This is a genomic window from Nonomuraea sp. NPDC052265, from assembly GCF_044547985.1.
Taxonomy (GTDB): Bacteria; Actinomycetota; Actinomycetes; order Streptosporangiales; family Streptosporangiaceae; genus Nonomuraea.
In genome coordinates this window covers 23,615-44,335 of record NZ_JBIUBJ010000006.1, presented here as the reverse complement: position 1 = coordinate 44,335, position 20,721 = coordinate 23,615, and the positions used below count along the sequence as shown (strand labels likewise).

Sequence of the window (20,721 nt, the reverse complement as noted above, 5' to 3'; positions counted from 1 at the left end):
TCTACTGCCCGATGAATCGTGCGGGGCGGAAAAGGGCGGGGTTCTTGGTCCCGGCGATGCCGGAGCCCCATTCGATCCAGCCCTCGCGGCCGGTTCCGTCGTTGTCGTTGGCGACCACGGACAGGCTGAACAGGCCGTCCTGCGGGGTGAGCGGGGCGAGTGCCGCCCAGGGCAGTGACAGCTCGTAGACGGTCTCCCGGGCCGTCTCGTCCCGGGTGACGGCGACCTTGGCGTCGGGTTGGGGTCCCTCGCCGAGCCAGCGGTGGAACTGCGGGCCCTGGGCGGTCAGCGCGAGGCCGAGCTCGGACCAGGTGCGCGTCTCGCCGGGCAGTCCGGCGGCGACGGCGAACTGCAGGGAGTCGCCCTGCCAGATGTCGGCTCCGGTGCTGGTCTGGGTGTGGGTGTCGTCGTGGATCCTGGCGCTGAGGTAGAAGCGGTCGGCGTCCCAGGTGACGTGGAGGGTGCCGCTGAGGTCGTCCGCGCCGCCGTAGGCGGGGATCTTGACGGTGCCGTCGGCGAGGTCGACGGCCGGGCGGCCGGTCAGGTCGTCGGGCACGCCGTCGACGGTGATCGTGGCGCGGTCGGCCCGGTTGAGCGCGCCGTCGGCGACGCGGGCCACCCGGCCGGTGACGCCGACGCCCGCGACGGCGCCCAGCCGCAGCTCGTACGGCCCGGCGGGCAGGTCCGCCAGCGGGAGGCGCTCGGTGCGCGAGCCGCCCGCGGGGACGGTCCCGGCGATCGGGAGCGTGCCGGTGCGAGCGCCGAAGGTCCAGCCGAGGTCGCCGGGCGCGAGCTCCTTGGCCGACAGGTTGCGCACGGTGATCGCCAGGTCGTCCGGGAGCACGTGCCTGGCGGTGATCGCGAACGGCTGCGTCACCTCGACCCGCGAGCCGAGCCTGGCGACCGGCCTCCCGTGGATCTTCAGGCGGCCGACCAGGTCGAGCGGGCCGGTGCGGGGCACGGCGGGCAGCGACACCGGGATCTCGGCCTTGCGCCCGCCGCGCACCGACACCGGCACGTCGACGTCGCCGATGGCGAAGCTGCCGCGTACGGCAGGGCCGCGCGTGGTGTCCACGGCCAGCTTGAGCTCGATCTTCTCGCCGACCACGGCGCCGCCGCCGGTGATCGTGTAGCGGGCGGCGTCCTCCAGCACGGCGTCGCCGCGCACGTAGACGGGGTCGCCGGACAGCGACAGCGTGACGCGGCCCCCGAGCGGGCGCAGCACCTCGCTCGCGCCGGTCAGGTCGGTGACGGTGAGCGGGGCGTCGGTGCGCAGCGAGACGGTCGCGGGCTGGGCCGACCACAGGACGCGCAGGTCGTGGCCGTCCTTCCGGAACAGCTGCCGGCCCTCGGCCTCCTGCCTGACGTGGGCGGCCCCGGTGAGCTGCCTGGTCATGGCGGCGTAGGCGACGTAGCCGGGCTTGGGCGTCCACCGGCCGGAGGCGTCGGCGGTGTTGCGCACCAGGCCGAAGTTGTCCTCGTTGAGCGCCGGGTCGGTGCCGTCGTTCATGAAGTCGTACCAGAAGAACCGCTGCACGCCCTTGGCCAGCGCCGTCACGTGGGTGCGGACCACGTAGGCGGCCTGGGTGGCCTCGGTGACGCCGCGCGCGTCGGTGTGGGTGGGCCAGCCCTGCTCGGTGACCCAGATGGGCTTGGACCTGCCGTTGTTGTACTTCCTGACCAGCGCGTCGAGGTCGTCGATGCTCTTGGCGGCCGACTCGGGGGTGCCCGGGTAGACGTAGGGGTGGATGGAGACCGCGTCGAGGTAGTTCAGGGCGCCGAGCTTGAACAGCTCCTCCAGCCAGGCGAGCGGCACGCCCGCGGAGGCCGGGCCGACGACCGTGACCTGCGGGTGGTCGGCCTTGACCTTCTCGTAGGTGGCCTTCAGCAGCGGGAAGTAGTAGTCGGCGCGCGAGTCGGCCGGGCCGTTGCCCCGGTCGCCGAAGCCGATGTTGAACTCGTTGTAGACCTCGATCCACGGCAGGTCGTACCTGCCGATCAACGCCGAGGCGTAGGCGGCGTAGGCGGCGCGGCCCGCGTCGGTGTACGGCGTGGCGTTCCCGTCGTGGTGGGGGTTGGTGTAGGCGGCGATCGCCAGCCAGCGCATGTCCTTGGCGTCGAGCGTGGCGTGCAGCGGGTCGTAGCGCCCGTACTCGTAGACGCCGTTGGTCTTCTCGATCGAGTCCCAGAACGCGTCGTCGCGCACGGTGCGCACCCCGGCCTTGGCGGCCAGTTCCAGCAGGTCGCCGCCGGGAGCGCCCCAGTCGGCCCGGGTGAAGTGCCCGGCCACGCCGAACGGCGAGTCGCCCGTCGCGGTGAAGGGCGTGAGCACGGCGAACGTGGTCTCCTTGGTGGCGATCGCCGTCCCGGCCGAGGTCGCGGTCACGCTGAGCCGGTAGTGCCCCGGCCTGGTGACCGGTACGGCCAGCGTCCCGGGAGTTCCGTCGCCCGAGGCCACCTGCACGCCGGACAGGTCACGCACGCTCCAGGTCAGCGCGTCACCCCGGCTCGTCACGTCGAACGAGGGCTGGGCGGGCTGCACGAACACGTTGCCCACGGCCCGCTGCCCCAGGGCGAGGTCGGGCGCGGGCGCGGTGATCGTGACCCCGTCGAGCCCGAGCTGCCCGGTGCGCTCCACGAGGAACGCCACCCGCTTGGCCGGCCCGTGCCACACGCCGTCGCCGGCCCCGCCGAAGTGCTGGTAGGACTGCCCGGCGGCGAAGGCGGTGACGGTGAGCCGCTGCCAGTCGCCGCCCGCGGCCAGCGGCAGCCGCTGCTGGTGGGTCTGCCCGGTGCTGTCCACCAGCCGCAGCGTCACCGTGGGCAGTGCGGGCGAGCGCGCCCAGAGCGACACCGCCTTCAGGTCGGCGGTCGTGGCGTACCCGGCCTCCACGTACTTGCCGCCGGCGGTGAGGTCGGCGGTCAGCAGGGCCGAGCGCGCTCCGGTCTTCGCGTCGGCCGCGTCGCTGGTGAGGGTGCCCTTGGCGCCGGGGAACTCCGGGCCGAGCCCCAGGGTCCAGCCCTGCGTGCCGTACTCGAAGTCGCCGACGACCTCGTCGATGTCCGTGGCCGCCCGGGACGGCACGGCCAGCAGTGGAACGATCAGTAGCGGGATGATGACGGTTCGTAACCAGAGATGGATGCGGGATCTCATGGGGGGTGGATCCTCTCCGTTCGTCAGAGCCGGTACAGGTGCTCCGCCTCGAAGCCGAGGACTCGGCGGGCCTTGGTCACGTCGATCGGCACGGCCCGGCCGGGCAGGGCGGCGCGCAGTGGGGAACGGGGCAGGAAGTGGCGGACGAGTTCCTCGGTGGGCAGCGGGACGATGGTGTCGGGGGCGGCCACGAACAGCACGTGGGAGCCGTCGATCGGCCGGGTGACGCCTAGCCAGCAGGCGGTGGCCGCGTCCCGGGAGTCCAGGTAGGCCCACAGGTCGACGGCTCCCCTGGCCGGCTCGGCGGCGAAGTCGGCGGCCCGTTCGGGCAGCCGGTCCTCGGGGCCGCCGACGAACGGGAAGCGCAGCGCCACCACGCTCATGCCGTACAGCCGGTGGATCATGCGCGCGGTGGACTCGTCGGCCTCCTTCGACAGCGCGTAGGGGTCGGCGGCCAGCAGCGGGTGCGCCTCGTCGACCGGCAGGTAGGCCGGTTCCAGGCCGTGCGGGGAGAACGGCATGCCCAGCACGCTGAGGCTGCTGGCGATGACCGCCCGGCGCACCCCCGCCTGGCCCGCCTGGTCGAGCACCGCGAACGTGGCGCCGGTGTTGTTGAGGTAGACCTCCTGCGGGGGGTTGTGGTTGGGGCTGGGGATGGCCGCCAGATGGATCACGGCCTCGACGCCTTCCAGCGCCTGCCGTACGACCTCGGGGTCGCCCGCGTCGCCCACGACGACGCGGTCGGCCTTGAGGTCGCCCGGATCCTCCAGGACCAGCGCGGTCACCGGCACGTCCTCGGCCGCGCAGCGCGCGAGGACGGCCCGGCCGATCAGCCCGGCGGCGCCGGTGACGAGCACTCTGCTGAGCATCAACCCTTGACCCCCGTGAACCCCACGCCGCGCACGATGTACTTCTGGAAGACGATGAAGACGAGCACGGGCGGCATCAACGCCATGAACATGCCGGCGATGACCATGTTCTCCTCGGCGAACTCCGCCAGCCTGGGCAGCGCCACCGAGATCGGGTGCATCTCGCCGTCGGAGATGGCCACCATGGGCCACAGGAAGTCCTTCCAGGCGCCCATGATCGTCAGCAGGGACGTCACGGCCAGGATGGGCTTCGACATGGGCAGCACGATGTACCAGAACATCCGCCAGGCTCCGGCGCCGTCGACCTGGGCCGCGCCGAACAACTCGCGCGGGATCCCGTCGAAGAAGCGTTTCATCAGCAGGACGGTGAAGGCGTGCGCGGCGTGCGGCAGCCACACCGCCCACGTGGTGTTGGCGATGCCCACGTCGAGCACCGTCAGGTAGAGCGCGACGAGCGACACGCTGCCCGGCAGGAACAGCGTCGCCAGGATCGCGCCGTAGACGTACTTGCCGTAGCGCGGCCGCAGCACCGACAGCGCGTACGCGCCCATGACCGACACGACGATCTGCGCCAGCCACGACCCTCCGGCCAGCACGACCGTGTTGAGCATGAAGTGGCCGATGCGGAGCCTGCTCCACGCCTCGGCGAGCAGCGACCAGTCGGCGGCGGCCGGGTAGAGGCGCAGCGGGTCGGTGAGCAGTTCCCGCGTCGGGGAGATCGCCCCCTTGACCGTCCACAGGATCGGCCCGAGCCCGGCGACGAGCACGCCGAGGAAGACGGCGAACTGGGTCGAGCCGAGCACCGCGCGTACGCCGCGCTTCTTCCGGTCGGAATCGGAGATCAGTCCGCTCATGTCGTGCTCCAAGCCTTCGTCATGCGCAGGTACACCGCCGACAGCAGGCCGAGCACGACCGCCAGCAGCACCGACAGCGCGCCGGCCATGCCGTAGTCGCCGTAGACGAAGGCGTACCGGTAGATGAGCAGCAGCACCGTCACCGTCGCGTCCTCCGGGCCGCCGTCGGTCATGACGAACGGCTCGGTGAAGACCTGGAAGGTGCCGATGACCTGCAGCAGCAGCATGAGCAGCAGCACGCCGCGCAACTGGGGCAGCGTGATGTGCCACACGCGCCGCCGGATCGACGCGCCGTCGCTCTCGGCCGCCTCGTACAGCTCCCTGGGGACGCTGGTCAGCGCCGCGATGTAGATCAGCACCGTGCCGCCCGCGCCTGCCCAGGTGGCCTCCAGCACCAGCGAGGGCATCGCCCACCGGGTGTCCTGCAGCCACGGGAACGGGCCCAGGCCGACCAGTCCGAGCAGGCCGTTGAGCAGGCCGTAGTCGCTGTTGTAGAAGAACTTCCACATCATGATCGCCACGACCGGCGGCACCGCCACCGGCAGGTAGACCAGCACGCGGAACAGGCCGCCGCCCTTGCGCAGCTCCGACATGACCACCGCGAGGAAGACCGGCACGGGGAAGCCCAGGATCAGGGCGAGGACGGTGAACCAGAGCGTGTTCAGCGCGGCCTTGCCGAGCAGCGGATCGGCGAACAGGTTGGTGAAGTTCTGCCAGCCGACCCAGCTCGCCGCCTCGACCAGGTTGGTGCGCTGGAAGGCGAGCATGGCGCTCTGCAGGATCGGCCACCAGGAGAACACGGCGAACACGAGCACCAGCGGCGCGAGGAACAACACCGAGGCCAGCGCGTAGGGGTGCCTGGTGCCGCGCCGCCGGGGCGCACGCGGCGTGGTGGCCGTCGTGTCCGCGCCCGCCTTCTCGGCCAGCGCCGTCACTGCTGCGACCTGTCCAGGATCGGCTTCACCTTCTCGACGGCCTTGGTGATCTCGGCCGCCGGGTCGGCGTCCTGGCGGGTCAGCACCGCCTGGACCACCGTGTCGAGCGCGGCGTAGAGCTCCTGGCCGGCGACGGGCGGCTCGGAGATGAACTCCTGCGCCTTCACGCCCTCGTTGTAGGTGGCGAAGTGCTCCCAGTCGACGTTGGAGGCGGCCTTCTCCGCGGCCATCACCGGGTCGGAGACCGCCGGGGCGAAGAACGGCAGCTGCGGCACGGCGGCCACGAGACCGTCGGCCTTCTTCTTCTCGGCCCGCTCGGTGGCCAGCGCCGCGTCGTACTTGGGCCGCAGGTAGACGGCGTCGATCCACTTGACCGCCGCCTGACGCTGCTCGGGCGTGGCCTTCGGGCTGACGACGGCGACCGTGCCGCCCAGCAGCGTGCCCTTGCCCGACCCGGACGGCAGCGTGGTCTGGCCGTACACCTCGGGCTTGCCGTTGAACTTGGCGATGTAACTGCCGTAGAGGTTGGGCGCGCCCAACATCATCGCGACCTTGCCGGCGGCGAAGTCACGCAGCAGGTCGTCCTGGTTGCGCAGGTGCTGGGTGCCCATCGACCTGTCGTCCCAGCGCATCGCCTTGAGCAGGTCGAGGGCCTGCCTGGTGGGGGCGTCGTCGAAGGCGGGGACGACCTTGCCGCCCTCCTCCTTCTCCATCCGGCCGCCGTAGGAGTAGGTCATGGTCGTGAGCATCCAGCCGCCGGTGTTGGCGGTGGCGTGCATGCCGAAGCCGGGCACCCCGGTCTTGTCGCTGATCGTCTTGGCGGCGGCCCGGACCTCGTCCCACGTGGCGGGGGGCTTGTCGGGATCGAGCCCGGCCTTGGTGAACAGCTCACGGTTGTAGACGAGGCCGGCGGCGTACGCCTCGGTGGGCAGGCCGTAGACCTTGCCGTCGGGGGTGCTGCTCGGGGCCAGGATGCGCTTGTCGAAGTCGGACTTGGCGAGCAGCTTCATGTCCGCGGTGAGGTCGGCGACCTGGCCGCGCTTGATCATGGCCTGCGGGTCGGTCAACGGGACGCGGAAGACCGTCTCCAGCTGGCCCGCGGCGAGGCGGGCCGCGAACGTCTTGACGTCGTACTGCGTCTCGGTCGGCTTGACCTTGATGGTCGGGTTGGCCTTCTCGAACTCGGCGACCTGGGCCAGGAAGTTCTTCTGGCTCTCGGGCTGGGTGCTGGGCGGCATGCCGGAGACGGTGATCTCGGTCTTGCCGCCGGACGTGCCGTCCTGCGGGCCGCCGCACGCCGCGACCGCGGCCAGGAGCAGCAGACCCGCGGCTCCTCTAGCCATGTACGTGTTCATCGGGACTCCAGTTCATGCCGGGGGGCGAGTCGAGTCGAACGTTATATATGACGCGTTAACGTGTAAAGCACGGGATGGTAACGCGGGTGAAATGCAACAGGTTAACGCGTCAACTAGGGTGCCTCTATGCCGCCGTCGGGGCGGCGGACCCGAGCGGCCCACCGCTCGTGCAGGTGGGTGACCGGCGGGTACGCGGCGGCCAGCCGCTCGTCCAGCTCGATTCCCCAGCCGGGCAGGTCGGCGGGACGGAGGTGACCACGAACGGGATTGAGCGTGCCGGGGAACACCTCGCACACGCTGTCGGGGTAGACATGGCCCTCCTGGATGCCGAACGCGGGCGTGGTGACGTCCAGCGCCAGGTTCGCCGCCACGCCGATGGGCGAGACGTCGCCCGGGGAGTGCCAGGCCGTGCGCACCCCGGTCAGCTCGCAGAGCGCGGCCAGCTTGCGTGCCGGGGTCAGCCCGCCGATGGCCGAGATGTGGCAGCGCAGCAGGTCGACGCCGCCGCCCAGGACCAGCCTGGCCGCGTCGGGCACCGAGACGAGCAGCTCGCCGACCGCGATCGGCGCGGGCGAGGCCGCCCGCACCTCGGGCAGCCGGTCGTAGTGCTCGGGCGCGACCACGTCCTCCAGGAAGAACAGCCGGTACGGCTCCAGCGACCTGGCCAGCAGGATCGCCTCCTTGGGCGTGAGCCGGCTGTGCACGTCGTGCAGCAGCTCGACGTCCTCGCCCAGCACCTCGCGGGCCCGTTCGAACAGGGCGGGGGTGGTGCGCAGGTAGTGCCTGACGTCCCAGCCGTCGGGGTGCGGCGAGTCCGGGTAGGCGTTCGCCCTGCCGGGCGCGCCGTAGCCGCCCAGCCCCGGTTGCCCGGTCTGCAGCCTGACGTGGTGATATCCGGCGGCCATGAGCCGCTGGGCGTGCTCCAGCGTGCCCTCGACGGTGGCGCCCTCGGCGTGCAGGTAGACGGGCGCCGCCGCGCGCACCCGGCCGCCGAGCAGCTCGTACACGGGCATGCCGGCGCGCTTGCCCGCGATGTCCCACAGCGCCATGTCGACGCCGGACAGCGCGTTGTTGAGCACCGGCCCGCCACGCCAGTAGGACGACAGGTGGATCATGCGGGTGATGTCCTCGATGTCGGCCGGATGGCGGCCGATCAGCATCGGGCCCACGTGCTCGTCCACGGCCGCGGCGACGGCGTGGAAGCGCTGGGTGAAGGTGGCGCAGCCGAGGCCGTACAGGCCGTCGTCGGAGGTGTCGATCCTGACCACGACCAGCGGGATGCCCTCGGGCGCCGTGACGACGGCGCGCACGCGCGTGATCGTCAGCCCGTCCCTGGACGGCCAGGGGGCCTGGGTTTCCTGCATGCGGGGACGCGCCTTTCAGAAGCGGGTGGGACGGGCGGGCACGGCGACCTCCAGGCCGCCCCACGACCAGCGGACCTCCTCCTCCCCCACGGCGCTGAGCACCGCTTGCGCGGTGGGTTCCTCGCCTTCCCCGAGCAGTTCCACGGCGAACCCGGCACGCAGGACCGCGTGGTGGAAGTCGACCGGTTCGCGCGGCCCGTTGTACAGCACCGCCTCGACGGCGACCTCGTCCTCACCGGCGGCCAGGGCCCAGGTGGCGCGCTGGCCGAGGAAGCCGGCCTCGCCCGTGTGCACGACCGCCCGGCGCGCTCCGGCGGCCAGCTCGAAGACGCCGTCGCCCAGCTCGCGGCCCCGCACGCCCCGGCCGCGCAGCGTGACGCGCAGCCGCAGGTCGCCCACGTCGAAGACGCTGCCTTCCGGCTTGTCGAGGTTCGGGTGGAAGTCGCCGGAGTCGTAGGTGAGCCACCATCCGGCCAGCGCCCTGGGCCCGTCCTGCGCCTGGCGGCACCACGCGGCGGTCAGGTCGTGGCCGTTGTGCATGATCCGGGCGCGCAGCACCACGGCCGGGTCCTCGGGCGTGCGCCAGTAGCCGAGCAGCGGCCTGCGCTGCACCCAGGCGAACTCCTCGTTGACCGTGCCCAGTGTGGCGTCCTCGCTGAGCCAGGTGGTGCCGGTGGTCTCGCCGTCGAAGACGGTCCTGACCCGCACCTCGGGCTCGGGCAGCCGGGCGAAGCGCCCGGCCAGGTGCGACGGGCAGGGCAGCGTGGGCACCATGCGCGGGGTGTCGTCGCGGGTCCCGACGCCGGGGCGCGCCTCGATCGGCGCGCCGGTCTGGGCGGCCAGATAACGCGTCAACTCCTCGCTGAGCCAGTCGGTGTACGCGCGGGCGTGTGGTCCGGCGAGTTGCCCGGTGCCCGGGTGGAAGCGCTCGGCGAGCGCCGCCCACACGCGCTCGCGCATGACCTCGATCTGCTCCAGGAACTCCCGGTCGCGGACCAGCACATGGGCGCGTTCGCAGATCTCCAGCAGGAACGGGCTGTAGGCGGGCGAGTTGTACTCGGCGAAGGCGTCGCGTTCCAGCATCGCGGCGAGCTTGCGCCTGCCGTAGGCGAGGAATTCGGGGGCGTCGAGCAGCTCGCCGGCGCTCGCGCAGGTGACGGAGCCGAGCAGGGCGATGTTCGTGTAGCGCGGGCCGACGTTGCGCCGGAAGATGGACAGGGCCGCGTGGCGCAGCGCCTCGGCGATCCGGCCGTCGAGGACGTCCCCGTGCACGGCCAGCACCTGGGCCAGCCGGACGCCGATGAAGTCGGCCCAGTTCCAGTCGGCGGGCGCCATGGCCTGGGGCGGCTCCTCCATGAAGTAGCCCCAGATGCCGTAGTGGTCGTCGAGCGGGTCGCGCTCCTGCAGGTCGACGATCGCGCCGAGCACGTCCTTGGCCCGGTCGAGGCGGCCTGCCTGCAGCAGCGCGATCGCGTAGTCGGTGGAGGTGCGGGTCTCGTGCACACGGCTGCCGGCCGGGATCGTCGTGTGGTATCCGTTGCTGCGTGACAGCAGCCACGGCAGCCGGTGTTCGGGGTCGTAGCGCTCGTCCTGAACCTTCAGGAACTCCTCGGGTGTCACCGCTGGGTGTCCTTTCGCCGAATGCGGCCCGACGTTAGTCTTAGCGTGTTAACGTGTCAACGATCACGAATGGGACGGATGGGGGCAGGATGAACGAATCGTCCGACAGCCAGGAGCCGCTCTACCAGCAGGTCAAGCGGGATCTGGTCGCGGCGATCTCGCGCGGTGAGTACGTGCAGGACGAGCCGTTCATCAGCCAGCGCGAGGTCTGCGAGCGGTTCGGAGTGAGCACCACCACCGCGGTGCGCGCGCTCAACGAACTGGTCACCGAGGGCTACCTGGTACGGCGGCGCGGACGCGGCACGTTCGTGGCCGATCGGCCCGTCCCGGCCGAGTCGTCGCGGGAGCGCTCCATCGCCTACATCATGCACGGGCACGGGCCACACAACTCCGACGTGATCGACGGCATCGAGTCGGTCTGCGCCGAACTGGGCTACCGGATGTTCCTGTCGAACACCAAGGGCTCACCGGCCGCCCAGGAGAAGGCGCTGCGTCAGGCGCTCGACACCCAGGCCAGCGGCGTCGCGCTGTACTCGGTCGACGCCCACCACGACTCCCCCGCCCTGGCCGAGCTGCGGCGGCGGCGCGTCCCGCTGGTCATGGTCGACCGCTACCACCCCGAGTCCCCCACCGACGCGGTGCTCTTCGACAACTTCGCCATCGGCTACCGGCTGACCGAATACCTCATCGGGCAGGGACACCGGCGCATCACCGCGCTGTGGGACGCCACCGAGTGCACCTCCGTGCAGGAGCGCCTCACCGGGCACGTGCAGTCGCTGCGCGAGCACGGGCTGCCGGTCTCGCCGGAGCTGACCGCGCTCAAGACCTACCTGCGGCTGCCGGAGGACCGGCGGCGGGAGATGCTGGCCGGGCTGCTCGACCGGCGCGAGCCGCCGACGGTGCTGCTGTGCGCCAACGGGTTCGTGCTGGCGCACGCGGCCTCCGACCTCACCGCGATGGGCGTCGAGGTGCCCGGACAGGTCGAGCTGGCCGGCATGGACGACGCGGGGCCGTTCGACCTGCTGCCGTTGACCGTCGCCGCCGCCCGCCTGCCGTCGCGGGAGATGGGCGAGCGGGCGATGCGGCTGCTGGCCGAGCGCATCGACCACCTGGAGACGGCCTCGGAGGTCGAGCACGTGGTGCTGCCGATCGAGATCCGCACCCGCGAGTCGGCTCGTGCCTATCTGCGCGTGGTCTCCGCCCAGACCGCCCAAACCGCCTGAACCCCTGAGGTACCCCCCATGCCATCCCCTCTTCGCGTCGCCCTGGTGGGCGGCGGTCAGATCGCCAACTCCACCCACATGCCGACTTTTCGCGAAATGTCGGCGGATATCGAGGTTGTGGCGGTCGTCGACGCCACCGTCGAGGCGGCCCGGTCGTTCGCCGATCGATGGTCCGTGCCGTACGCCTCGGACGACCTCGCCGCGACGCTGCGGGACGTGCGCCCCGACCTCGTCGACATCGCCAGCCCGCCCGCGCTCCACCGCGACCAGGTGATCGCGTCGCTGCGGGCGGGCGCGTGGGTGTGGTGCGAGAAGCCGCCGTGCCTGTCGCTGGCGGAGTACGACGAGATCACCGCGGCCGAGCGGGACGGCGGCCCGTACGCCGCGATCATCTACCAGCAGCGCTTCGGCTCGGCCGCCCAGCACGCCCGCGCGCTGATCTCCGGCGGCGCACTCGGCCGGCCGTACGTCGCGCACTGCCAGACCACCTGGTTCCGCGACCCCGCCTACTACGCGGTCCCGTGGCGCGGCCGGTGGGACACCGAGGGCGGCGGCCCCGCCATGGGCCTCGGCATCCACCAGATCGACCTCCTGCTCGAACTGCTCGGCGACTGGAGCGAGGTGCGCGGCATGGCCGCCCGGCTCGCCCGCGACGTGCAGACCGACGACGTGACGACCGCGCTGGTCCGCTTCGACTCGGGCGCGCTGGCCACCGTCGTCAGCACGTCGCTCGCGCCGCGCCAGGTCAGCCACCTGCGCGTCGACCTCGCCGCCGCGACCCTGGAACTCACCCACCTGTACGGCTACGCCAACGAGAACTGGACGGTCACCCCCGCCCCCGGCGTGACCGGTCTCGACTGGCCCCCGCCCGACGACGTGCCCAGCTCCCACCTGGCCCAGCTCCGGGGCCTGGTCACCGACCTGCGGGCCGGACGGCGGCCACGCGGCAGCGGCCAGGACGGCCGCAGGTCGCTGGAGCTGATCACGGCGATGTACAAGTCCGCGCTCACCGGGAAGCCGGTGCGTTCAGGCGAGATCGCTCCCGGCGACCCGTTCCACCGGAATCTGCACGGCGACAACCCTGGGGTGTTCCAGTGAAGATCATCGGCTTCGAGCTGTTCGTCGTCACCCCGCGCTGGATGTTCCTGCGCGTCGACACCGACGAGGGCGTCAGCGGCTGGGGCGAGCCCATCGTCGAGGGCCGTGCCGAGACGGTCGCCGCCTGCGTGAACACGCTGATGGAAGCGCTGGCCGGCGCCGACCCCGGCCGCATCGAGGACCACTGGCAGGTGATGTCGAAGGGCGGCTTCTACCGGGGCGGCCCGGTGCTGTCCAGTGCGGTGGCCGGGATCGACCAGGCGTTGTGGGACATCAAGGGCAAGGCTCTCGGCGTGCCGGTCTACGACCTGCTCGGCGGGCCGGTGCGCGATCAGGCCAAGGTCTACACGTGGGCGCACGGCGACACGGACGCCGAACTGGCCGAGAACGCCGTGGCCAGGGTGGAGGCGGGCTTCGACACGCTGAAGTTCGCCGCGTGGGAGGGCACGATGCCGCCGATCCCGTCGGCCGCCCTCACCAGCCGGATCGTGGCCCGCTTCGCGGCGGTGCGGGACGCGGTGGGCGACGGCGTCGACCTGGCCGTCGACCTGCATGGCCGCTTCACGTCGGCGGCCTCCCGCAAGGTGCTCCCCCTCCTGGAGCCGCTGTCCCCCTTGTTCGCCGAAGAACCGGTGCTTCCCGAGTTCTCCCGCGACCTGCGACGGGTGGTGGAGGCGACGACGATTCCCATCGCCACCGGCGAGCGCCTGTTCTCCCGCTGGGACTTCCGCGACGTGCTCCCGACGGGCGTGGCGGTGATCCAGCCGGACCTGTCGCACGCCGGCGGCATCTCCGAGGTCCGCAGGATCGCCGCGATGGCCGAGCCCTGGGACGTCACCCTCGCCCCGCACTGCCCCCTGGGCCCGATCGCTCTGGCCGCCTGCCTGCAGATCGACTTCGCGACGCCGAACTTCCTCATCCAGGAGCAGTCGCTGGGCATCGGCTACCACGACGGCCCAGAACTCCTGGACTACCTGGTGGACCGGTCGGTCTTCACCTTCACCGACGGCTACCTCGATCGCCCGGCGGCCTCCGGCCTGGGCATCGAGGTCGACGAGAAGGCGGTGCGCGAGGCGTCGTCGCACGCTTGGCGCAACCCGATCTGGCGCCACCGGGACGGCTCGTTCGCCGAGTGGTAGTCGTCCCCGAAAGCGACAGCCGTCGCCGGCGGACGATCGCCGGACGTCCCGCGCTGAGGACGGCCGCGCTCTTGGGCGTGTGTGCGAGTGTGCAGGGGGCTCAGACACTCGGAGGGTTCAGGCGCGAGGCGCGACAAGACGTGACATTTCACGCAGTCAGCGCTTCAATGGCTCGATTATGGACGATGCCGATGTGGCTGCCGAGCGGGTGATCTCGCCTGTCCTCGTCGGCCGGGACAAGGAGCTGCGCCGGTTACTGGCGGCGGTGACGCGTCCCCCGGCGGTCGTCATGATCGAGGGCGAGGCGGGCATCGGAAAGACCCGACTGGTCGGCGAGCTGATCGCCGCCGACGAGCTGCGTGCCCGGCCACCGCTCGTCGGCGGATGCGCGCAGATCCGCGAGCCGTTCCCGCTCGGCCCCGTCATCGAGGCACTGCGCGGCGCCGCCGGAAGGTTTCCCGTGGGGAGCCTGTCGCCGGTGACCGGTGCTCTGCACCCGCTGTTGCCCGAACTCGCCGCCGTCCTGCCGGCCGTACCCGGCTCGCTGGACGACCCCGCCGGACTGCGGCACCGCGTGTTCCGCGGGCTCGCCGAGCTGCTCGCCGCGCTCGGCCAGGTCGTGCTGGTGCTGGAAGATCTGCACTGGGCCGACGAGCAGACGATCGAGTTCCTCGGCTACCTGCTCACCGACCCGCCGCCCGGACTCGGCCTCGTGCTCACCTTCCGTGGCGAGGAGGCCGGTCCCGGCCTGCGGGCGCTCACCGCACGGTTACGGCCGGAGCTTGCCCACGCCCACCTCGTCCTGGCCCCGCTGGACGCCGCACGGACGAACGAGCTGACGGCCTCGATCCTGGGAACCGCCCAGGTGTCGGACGAGTTCGCCGCCTATCTGTGCGAGCGGACGTCCGGCCTGCCGTACGCCATCCAGGAGCTGGTCGCGCTGCTGCGCGCCCGCGGCGTCCTGGTCCAGCGGGGCACCAGGTGGGCGCGCAAGACGCTCGACGAGCTCGGCGTCCCGGCCGGGGTGCGTGACTCGGTGCTGGAACGGGTGCGCGGCCTGAGCGCGAACGCGCAGGCGGTGGCGGAGGCCGCGGCGGTGCTGCGGGTGGCCGTGCCGGTGCCGGAGCTCGTGGCCACCTGCCGCGTGCCGGAGCAGGACGCCCACGAGGGCCTGGACGAGTTGCTCGACCGCGGCTTGTTCGTCGAACGGGGCGGCACGGCGGGGTTCAGGCACGCGTTGGCCGTCCAGGCGGTGTACGGGAGCATCCCGCTGTCCAGACGGCAGGATCTGCACGTCCGGGCGGCCAAGGCGGTGGCGGGGCAGAATCCCACGCCGCTGGGCCAGATCGCGCATCACCATCGCCATGCCGGTCATCACGACGCCTGGGTGGACGCCGCGGAGAAGGCGGCGGACCAGGCTGTGGCGCTGGCCAACGACGCGGAGGCCGAGCGCCTGCTGGAGGCGGTGCTGCGGCACGCGCCCCTCGACCCGGCGCGAGAGGGCAGGCTCGCGGCGAAGCTGGGGTGGGCGGGTGGCTACGCGCTGGCCGCCGACGAGCTCATCGGCCTGCTGCGCGGCGCTGCTGATCGCCAGCCGCCCGGACCGGTGCGCGGCGAGCTGAACTACCTCATCGGGCTGAAGCTGGAGGCCGGGGGCGCCTCGCCGGAGCTCGCCCGCCGAGCCATGACCGAGGCCATCGGCGATCTCGCGGACCGGCCCGTGCTGGCCGCCTACGCGATGGTGGGCCTGGGCATGCCCAGAACCCCCGGTGTCCCTCTTGCCGAGCACCTGCGCTGGCTCGACCGGGCCCTCGAACGGCTCACCGAGATCTCGGAGCCTGAGCGGCGCATCTCCGTGCTCGGCAAGGTCGCCATGGTGCTGACCCTCGTCGGTGACCCGCGTGGGGCGAGCCTGACCGGGCAGGTCGTGGAGCAGACCGGCGGCCGTCCGGGCGACCGGTGGGAGGTGGTGGCCTACGACTCGATCGGGGAGGTCGCCTGCCTGGCCGGGCATCACGACACCGCGCACCGCCTGCTGGACGCCGCGCTGGCCCAGGCGGCCGAGCACGACGTCACCGGCCTGATCGAGTCCAGGTGCCGGTTGAACCTGGCGACGCTGGCCTACTGCCGGGGTTCCTGGGACGGCGTGGCGGACGAGCTCGAAGCGTTGCGGGTGCGTTTCGCCGACCTGCCCAGTTTCCGCCTCACCGCGGACACCGTGTCCGGCTGCCTGGCCCTCGCGCGCGGGCGGGCCGACGCCGCTCGTCTCGACGACCTGGTGCGCGCGAACCTGGAGACGGGCGCGGCCGACGTGCTCGCGCTGCCGGTGAGCGCGCTGCTGCGGCTGGCCGTCGCACAGGACCGGGCCGGGGAGGCCGTGGCGCGTACCGGCGAGGCGTTCTCGTTGTGGGCGGCCAAGGGGTTGTGGCCGGTGGGTGTTCGGGCGGTTCCCGCACTGGTGGAAGCCCTGGTGGGGCTGGGCAGGGTCGAGGAGGCCGGGGAGCTGGTGTCACGTCTCGAAGGCGAGCTCGCCGCGCTGGACGCGCCGCTCGCGCGGGCGGCGCTCGGCCATGCGTGGGGCTTCCTGTCCGCCGACGCCGTGCGCTTCATGGACGCGGCGGCGTCGTACGACCGGCTGGGGGCGCCGTACGAGGCGGCGCAGGCGCGCGAGCACGCGGCCGGGCTGCTGCTCACCGCCGGTGACGAGCGGGGGGCGTCGATGCTGGAAGCCGCCCTGCACGCGTACGGCGGGCTCGGCGCCGCCTGGGACCTCGACCGGGCCGGTCGGCTGAGCAGGCGCTGGGGCCTGCCCGTACCGGCCCGGCATCGCGGCGGCCCGCGCGGTTACGGGTCCGCGCTCTCCCCCAGGGAGGACGTGGTGGCCAGGCTGGCCGCCACTGGCCTGACCAACAAGGAGATCGCCAAGGAGCTGTTCCTGTCGGCCAAGACCGTGGACAAGCACCTGGGGTCGGCCATGCGCAAGCTGGGCCTGCGCTCCCGCGCGGGGCTGGCGCACCGCCTCGACGCCTGACTATTGGGGCGTTTGCCCCATAGGTAGCCATCTGTCGCTCCTGTGACGCTAGGCGCATGCCCGAAGAGCCCGATCCGAAGGACGAGCAGGACACACCCGAGCCCGAGGCCGAACCCGAGGCCGAACCCGAGGCCGAACCCGAGGCCGAACCCGAGGCCGAACTCGAAGAGGGCTGGGTCGACGCATGAGGAGAGAGGCAGAACCCCCGATGCCAACCACCAGAAGGCGGCCGTGGCCGCGCGTGTTAGCGGGCGCGGCCGTAGCGGCACTGGCCGCGGGCCTGCTCACCCCGGCGACGGCCCTCGCCGCGCCCGACGAGGGCGACACCGGCGTCGTCACGCTCCCCGGCGCCGCCGGCGGCGAATGGAACCTCACCCTGATCACCGGCGACACCGTCCGCCTCGCCAGGGACGGCGACGGACGCTACACCGCGACCCCCGAGGCCGTCCGCCGCCCCGACGGACACACCCCGTTGTTCCGCAGCGAGGCCGGCCCGGAGGGGATCTTCGTGATCCCGGACGACGCCCAGCCCGCCCTCGACGCGGGCGTCCTGGACCTCAAGCTGTTCGACGTCCGCTACCTGGCCGAGAACGGCTACGCCGACGGCACGGCCGACCGCCTGCCGCTGATCGTCCAGTACCAGGGCACCCAGAAGAGCACCGCCCGCGCCCTGCCCGACAGCACCGCCACCCGGTCGCTGCCGAGCATCCACGGCGCCGCGCTCACGGTCGACAAGGCGAAGGCGGACGAGTTCTGGGCCACCCTGCGCGAAGCGTCCACCGGCAGGACGAGGCTGGCCGGCGGCGTCGGCAAGGTCTGGCTGGACGCCAAGGTCAAGGCGGACCTGGCCGAGAGCGTGCCGCTGATCGGCGCCCCCGAGGCGTGGAAGGCCGGCTTCGACGGCTCGGGCACGACGGTCGCCGTGCTGGACACCGGCGTCGACGCCACCCACCCCGACCTGGCCGGCCGGATCGCCGACAGCCGCAGCTTCGTCGAGGGCCAGGAGGTGACCGACCACCACGGCCACGGCACCCACGTCGCCGCGACCGTGGGGGGCTCGGGCGCGGGCTCGGACGGCACGCGCAAGGGCGTCGCCCCCGGCGCCAGGCTCGTCATCGGCAAGGTGCTGGGCGACTCGGGCTCGGGTGACACCTCCGACATCATCGCCGGCATGGAGTGGGCCGCCATCGAGGAGAAGGCGAAGATCGTCTCGATGAGCCTCGGCGGCAACCCCACCGACGGCACCGACCCGCTGTCCCAGGCCGTCGACGACCTGAGCGCCTCGACGGGCGCGCTGTTCGTGGTCGCCGCGGGCAACGCCGGCCCCGGCAAGGAGACGATCGGCGCGCCCGGCGCCGCCGCGTCCGCGCTGACGGTCGCCGCCACCGACAAGTCCGACCAGCTCGCGAGCTTCTCCAGCCGCGGGCCGAGGGTCGTGGACGGCGCGCTCAAGCCGGACATCGCCGCCCCGGGCGTGGGCATCGTCGCCGCCCGCGCCGCCGGAACCTCGCTGGGCGGCCCGGTCGACGCCCTCTACACCAGCCTGAACGGCACCTCGATGGCGACCCCGCACGTCGCGGGCGCGGCCGCGCTGCTGGCCCAGGAACATCCGTCCTGGGACGGCCAGCGGCTCAAGGCGGCGCTGATGTCGACCGCCAAGGACGCCGGATACTCCGCCTACGAGCAGGGTGCCGGCCGCGTCGACGCGGCCAGGGCCGTCTCCCAGGCCGTCGTCTCCACCACGCCGAACCTGGACTACGGCGTCATCCCGGTAGACGTGAACGACACCGTGGACAAGACCGTCACCTACGCCAACGACGGCGCCGCCGAGGTGACGCTGACCCTCGCCGCCACCCTGGGCGAGGCCAAGGACGCGCTGACGTTCAGCGCCCCGTCGGTGACCGTCCCGGCCGGCGGCACCGCGTCCGTCACCGTCACCCTGCGCCCGGACGGCCTGCCCAAGGGCGGCTACACCGGCGCCGTGGTCGCCACAGGCCCGTCCGGTACGCACGTCACGACCCCGGTGGGGCTGCGCCGAGGGCCCAAGAAGGTGCCGCTGACCGTGCACCTCATCGACAGGTACGGCAACCCGCCCTCGCCGATGGTGACCTGGGTGGCCGCGAGCGCGGTCGACGTCCCCGACACCTACGGCGTCAGCTCGGGCGAGTTCGTCAGCGACGGCGTCTACCGCTACATGGTCGAGCCGGGCACCTACAGCGTCCAGGCCGGCGTCCAGCACAACACGACCGACAGCGGGCCTGGCCCGGTCGCCCAGCTGTACGACCCCGAGGTGGTCGTGCCGGAGGGCGGAGCCGAGATCACCCTCGACGCTCGCAAGGCCGTGCTGCTGCGCATGACGACGCCCAAGCCGATCGACTGGCGGCACGCCAGAGGCACCCTCTCCTTCGTGCGCACGGCCTGGGACGGCACCTCGCTGTCGTCCGGGAACATGGGCGCCCTCGGCATGAACGACTGGTACATCAGCCCCACCAAGAAGGTCACCAAGGGGAAGCTGCTGTTCTCGGTGCAGGCCACGGCCGCCAACCCGCAACTGGACGTGCGCGCCGTGTCCCCGCGGAAGTACGCGATCGACGCCAGAACCTATGAGTACTTCGACCGTGGGCTGAGCTTCGACCTCGGCTGGGACATCCCGTTCCCGGCCGGCACCCGCCGCTACGACCTCGCGTACGTCGGCGGCGGCGCGAACCCGCAGGGCGGCCTGCGCGGCAAGCTCGCGCTGATGACGATCGACCCCGATGACACCTGCGTCATCGACCTCAAGCGCCTCCAGGCGCTGAAGGCCGCGGGCGCCGCCGGGGTCGTGCTCTTCGCCAACCGCGTGTACCCCGGCTGCTCGATCCCCGCCTGGCCCGGCGGGGACGAAAAGCCGGAACTGCCGGTGGTTCAGATCTTCAAGGCCGTCGGCGACCAGCTTCGCGCCCAGCTCGCGAACGGCCCGGTCACGCTGGAGATCACCAGCCACCCGATCATCGACTACACCTACCAGCTCCTGAAGTACGAGGACGGCAGGGTCCCCGACCCCGTCTACCGCTTCACCGACAGCAGCCTGCAGGCCGTGGACACGGCATACCACACGCCGATGAGCCTCGACAACCAGATGGAGATCTGGCACAGCCGCAAGCCGCTGGAGCGGGTCACGTTCTCGACGGCCTTCCACTTCGCCGCCCCCTCCAGGCGGATCGAGTACTTCAGCCTGTCCGGCGCGGACACGCTGCGCGAGGGGACCGTCAGCGGCACCGACACGAAGACCTGGGGACTGGAGACGACCATCGAGAAGCCCGGCAGGGAGACCAGGCGCTGGGGCACCGGCCCGGCCACCCCGGGCGGCATGGTGATCCCGGAGGTCCCCGGCGTCGAGCAGAAGGTGTTGTGCGCGATGTGCCGGCGCGGCGACACGTTCCTGCCCGCCTACACCTTCGTGACCGGCGACGGGCGGCTGGCCATGACCGGCGGCAGCGTCAACACCAACGCGAAGCTGTTCAGGGACGGCAAGGAGATCCCGCGCGTCGCCGGCGCCGCGTTCCCGATGTTCACGCTGACCAAGGAGGAGGGCGTCTACCGGCTCGAACAGAGCGGCTCGGGCTCCGTCAACGCCTGGACCTTCCACTCCAGGGCCCGCGACGAGGACACCGTCCCGCCCACGACCGACTGCCACCCGACCATGGGCTCGTCCGGTTCGTGCAACCCGCAGCCGCTGGTGTTCGTCGGCTACGACCTGCGTGACACCCAGGCCCTGGACACCTCCGTACGGGCCGGTGGCCGGCACACGTTCCAGATCGACGTGACCCACTCCCCGTCGGCCGAGCGGATGCCGGCCGTCGCGGGGCTGAAGCTGGCCTACAGCACCGACGACGGCCAGACCTGGAAGGACGCCAAGGTCCGCCGGGTACGTACCGGCGTCTACACCACCACGCTCGTCTACCCCGCCCTCGCCGCGACCAAGGGCGCCGTCACCCTCAAGGCCGAGGCCTGGGACGCCGCAGGCAACAAGGTCGAACAGACCACCACCCGCGCCTTCCCCCTGCGCTGACCCTCGCAGGTGACCCTCGCAGCTGACC

Annotated in this window: 13 protein-coding genes; 6 read left to right on the top strand and 7 right to left on the bottom strand. The window is 72.1% G+C overall.

The features are described from left to right. Position 1: 1 nt before the first annotated feature. From ACIHAD_RS19785 to ACIHAD_RS19755, 7 genes are all read right to left on the bottom strand, one after another. On the bottom strand, positions 2-3,154 hold the full coding sequence (locus ACIHAD_RS19785) for a sugar-binding protein (RefSeq protein WP_397355943.1): 3,153 nt from the start codon (positions 3,152-3,154) through the stop codon (positions 2-4). 23 nt (positions 3,155-3,177) lie between these two features. Continuing rightward, on the bottom strand, positions 3,178-4,023 hold the full coding sequence (locus ACIHAD_RS19780) for an NAD-dependent epimerase/dehydratase family protein (protein ID WP_397355942.1): 846 nt from the start codon (positions 4,021-4,023) through the stop codon (positions 3,178-3,180). Continuing rightward, the gene (locus tag ACIHAD_RS19775) at positions 4,023-4,877 is read right to left on the bottom strand and encodes a carbohydrate ABC transporter permease (protein ID WP_397355941.1); all 855 of its coding nucleotides are present in this window, start codon (positions 4,875-4,877) and stop codon (positions 4,023-4,025) included. Before ACIHAD_RS19775 ends, ACIHAD_RS19780 begins: the two co-directional genes overlap by 1 nt. Then, positions 4,874-5,812, bottom strand: a complete 939-nt coding sequence (locus tag ACIHAD_RS19770) for a carbohydrate ABC transporter permease (RefSeq protein ID WP_397355940.1) — start codon at positions 5,810-5,812, stop codon at positions 4,874-4,876. Before ACIHAD_RS19770 ends, ACIHAD_RS19775 begins: the two co-directional genes overlap by 4 nt. Then, a complete protein-coding gene (locus ACIHAD_RS19765) occupies positions 5,809-7,167 on the bottom strand; it encodes an extracellular solute-binding protein (protein WP_397355939.1) in 1,359 nt (452 codons plus the stop codon). Before ACIHAD_RS19765 ends, ACIHAD_RS19770 begins: the two co-directional genes overlap by 4 nt. Before the next feature lie 113 nt (positions 7,168-7,280). Continuing rightward, positions 7,281-8,531, bottom strand: coding sequence for an enolase C-terminal domain-like protein (locus tag ACIHAD_RS19760; RefSeq protein WP_397355938.1), 1,251 nt, complete (start codon positions 8,529-8,531; stop codon positions 7,281-7,283). Positions 8,532-8,546: 15 nt separating this feature from the next. After that, positions 8,547-10,151, bottom strand: a complete 1,605-nt coding sequence (locus ACIHAD_RS19755) for a hypothetical protein (protein WP_397355937.1) — start codon at positions 10,149-10,151, stop codon at positions 8,547-8,549. Between the two features lie 89 nt (positions 10,152-10,240). On the opposite strand from ACIHAD_RS19755, the gene ACIHAD_RS19750 reads away from it, so the two are divergent. The 6 genes from ACIHAD_RS19750 (at position 10,241) to ACIHAD_RS19725 (ending at position 20,693) form a co-directional block, all read left to right on the top strand. Further along, a complete protein-coding gene (locus tag ACIHAD_RS19750) occupies positions 10,241-11,374 on the top strand; it encodes a LacI family DNA-binding transcriptional regulator (protein ID WP_397355936.1) in 1,134 nt (377 codons plus the stop codon). A gap of 18 nt (positions 11,375-11,392) precedes the next feature. Further along, complete coding sequence (locus tag ACIHAD_RS19745) at positions 11,393-12,472, top strand: Gfo/Idh/MocA family protein (RefSeq protein ID WP_397355935.1); 1,080 nt, start codon at positions 11,393-11,395, stop codon at positions 12,470-12,472. Continuing rightward, the gene (dgoD, locus tag ACIHAD_RS19740) at positions 12,469-13,611 is read left to right on the top strand and encodes a galactonate dehydratase (protein ID WP_397355933.1); all 1,143 of its coding nucleotides are present in this window, start codon (positions 12,469-12,471) and stop codon (positions 13,609-13,611) included. Before ACIHAD_RS19745 ends, dgoD begins: the two co-directional genes overlap by 4 nt. A 178-nt stretch (positions 13,612-13,789) precedes the next feature. Further along, complete coding sequence (locus tag ACIHAD_RS19735; RefSeq protein WP_397355932.1) at positions 13,790-16,642, top strand: AAA family ATPase; 2,853 nt, start codon at positions 13,790-13,792, stop codon at positions 16,640-16,642. 56 nt (positions 16,643-16,698) lie between these two features. Beyond that, entirely contained in the window at positions 16,699-16,830 is a 132-nt protein-coding gene (locus tag ACIHAD_RS19730) for a hypothetical protein (RefSeq protein ID WP_397355931.1), read from the top strand. 20 nt (positions 16,831-16,850) lie between these two features. After that, entirely contained in the window at positions 16,851-20,693 is a 3,843-nt protein-coding gene (locus ACIHAD_RS19725; RefSeq protein ID WP_397355930.1) for a S8 family peptidase, read from the top strand. Positions 20,694-20,721 lie beyond the last annotated feature (28 nt).

What these genes read in the sequence shown, in the direction of transcription:
- ACIHAD_RS19785 (WP_397355943.1), bottom strand. Translation starts at nt 3,154, where the DNA reads ATGAGATCCCGCATCCATCTCTGGTTACGAACCGTCATCATCCCGCTA.
- ACIHAD_RS19780 (WP_397355942.1), bottom strand. Translation starts at nt 4,023, where the DNA reads ATGCTCAGCAGAGTGCTCGTCACCGGCGCCGCCGGGCTGATCGGCCGG.
- ACIHAD_RS19775 (WP_397355941.1), bottom strand. Translation starts at nt 4,877, where the DNA reads ATGAGCGGACTGATCTCCGATTCCGACCGGAAGAAGCGCGGCGTACGC.
- ACIHAD_RS19765 (WP_397355939.1), bottom strand. Translation starts at nt 7,167, where the DNA reads ATGAACACGTACATGGCTAGAGGAGCCGCGGGTCTGCTGCTCCTGGCC.
- ACIHAD_RS19760 (WP_397355938.1), bottom strand. Translation starts at nt 8,531, where the DNA reads ATGCAGGAAACCCAGGCCCCCTGGCCGTCCAGGGACGGGCTGACGATC.
- ACIHAD_RS19750 (WP_397355936.1), top strand. Translation starts at nt 10,241, where the DNA reads ATGAACGAATCGTCCGACAGCCAGGAGCCGCTCTACCAGCAGGTCAAG.
- ACIHAD_RS19745 (WP_397355935.1), top strand. Translation starts at nt 11,393, where the DNA reads ATGCCATCCCCTCTTCGCGTCGCCCTGGTGGGCGGCGGTCAGATCGCC.
- ACIHAD_RS19735 (WP_397355932.1), top strand. Translation starts at nt 13,790, where the DNA reads ATGGACGATGCCGATGTGGCTGCCGAGCGGGTGATCTCGCCTGTCCTC.
- ACIHAD_RS19730 (WP_397355931.1), top strand. Translation starts at nt 16,699, where the DNA reads ATGCCCGAAGAGCCCGATCCGAAGGACGAGCAGGACACACCCGAGCCC.
- ACIHAD_RS19725 (WP_397355930.1), top strand. Translation starts at nt 16,851, where the DNA reads ATGCCAACCACCAGAAGGCGGCCGTGGCCGCGCGTGTTAGCGGGCGCG.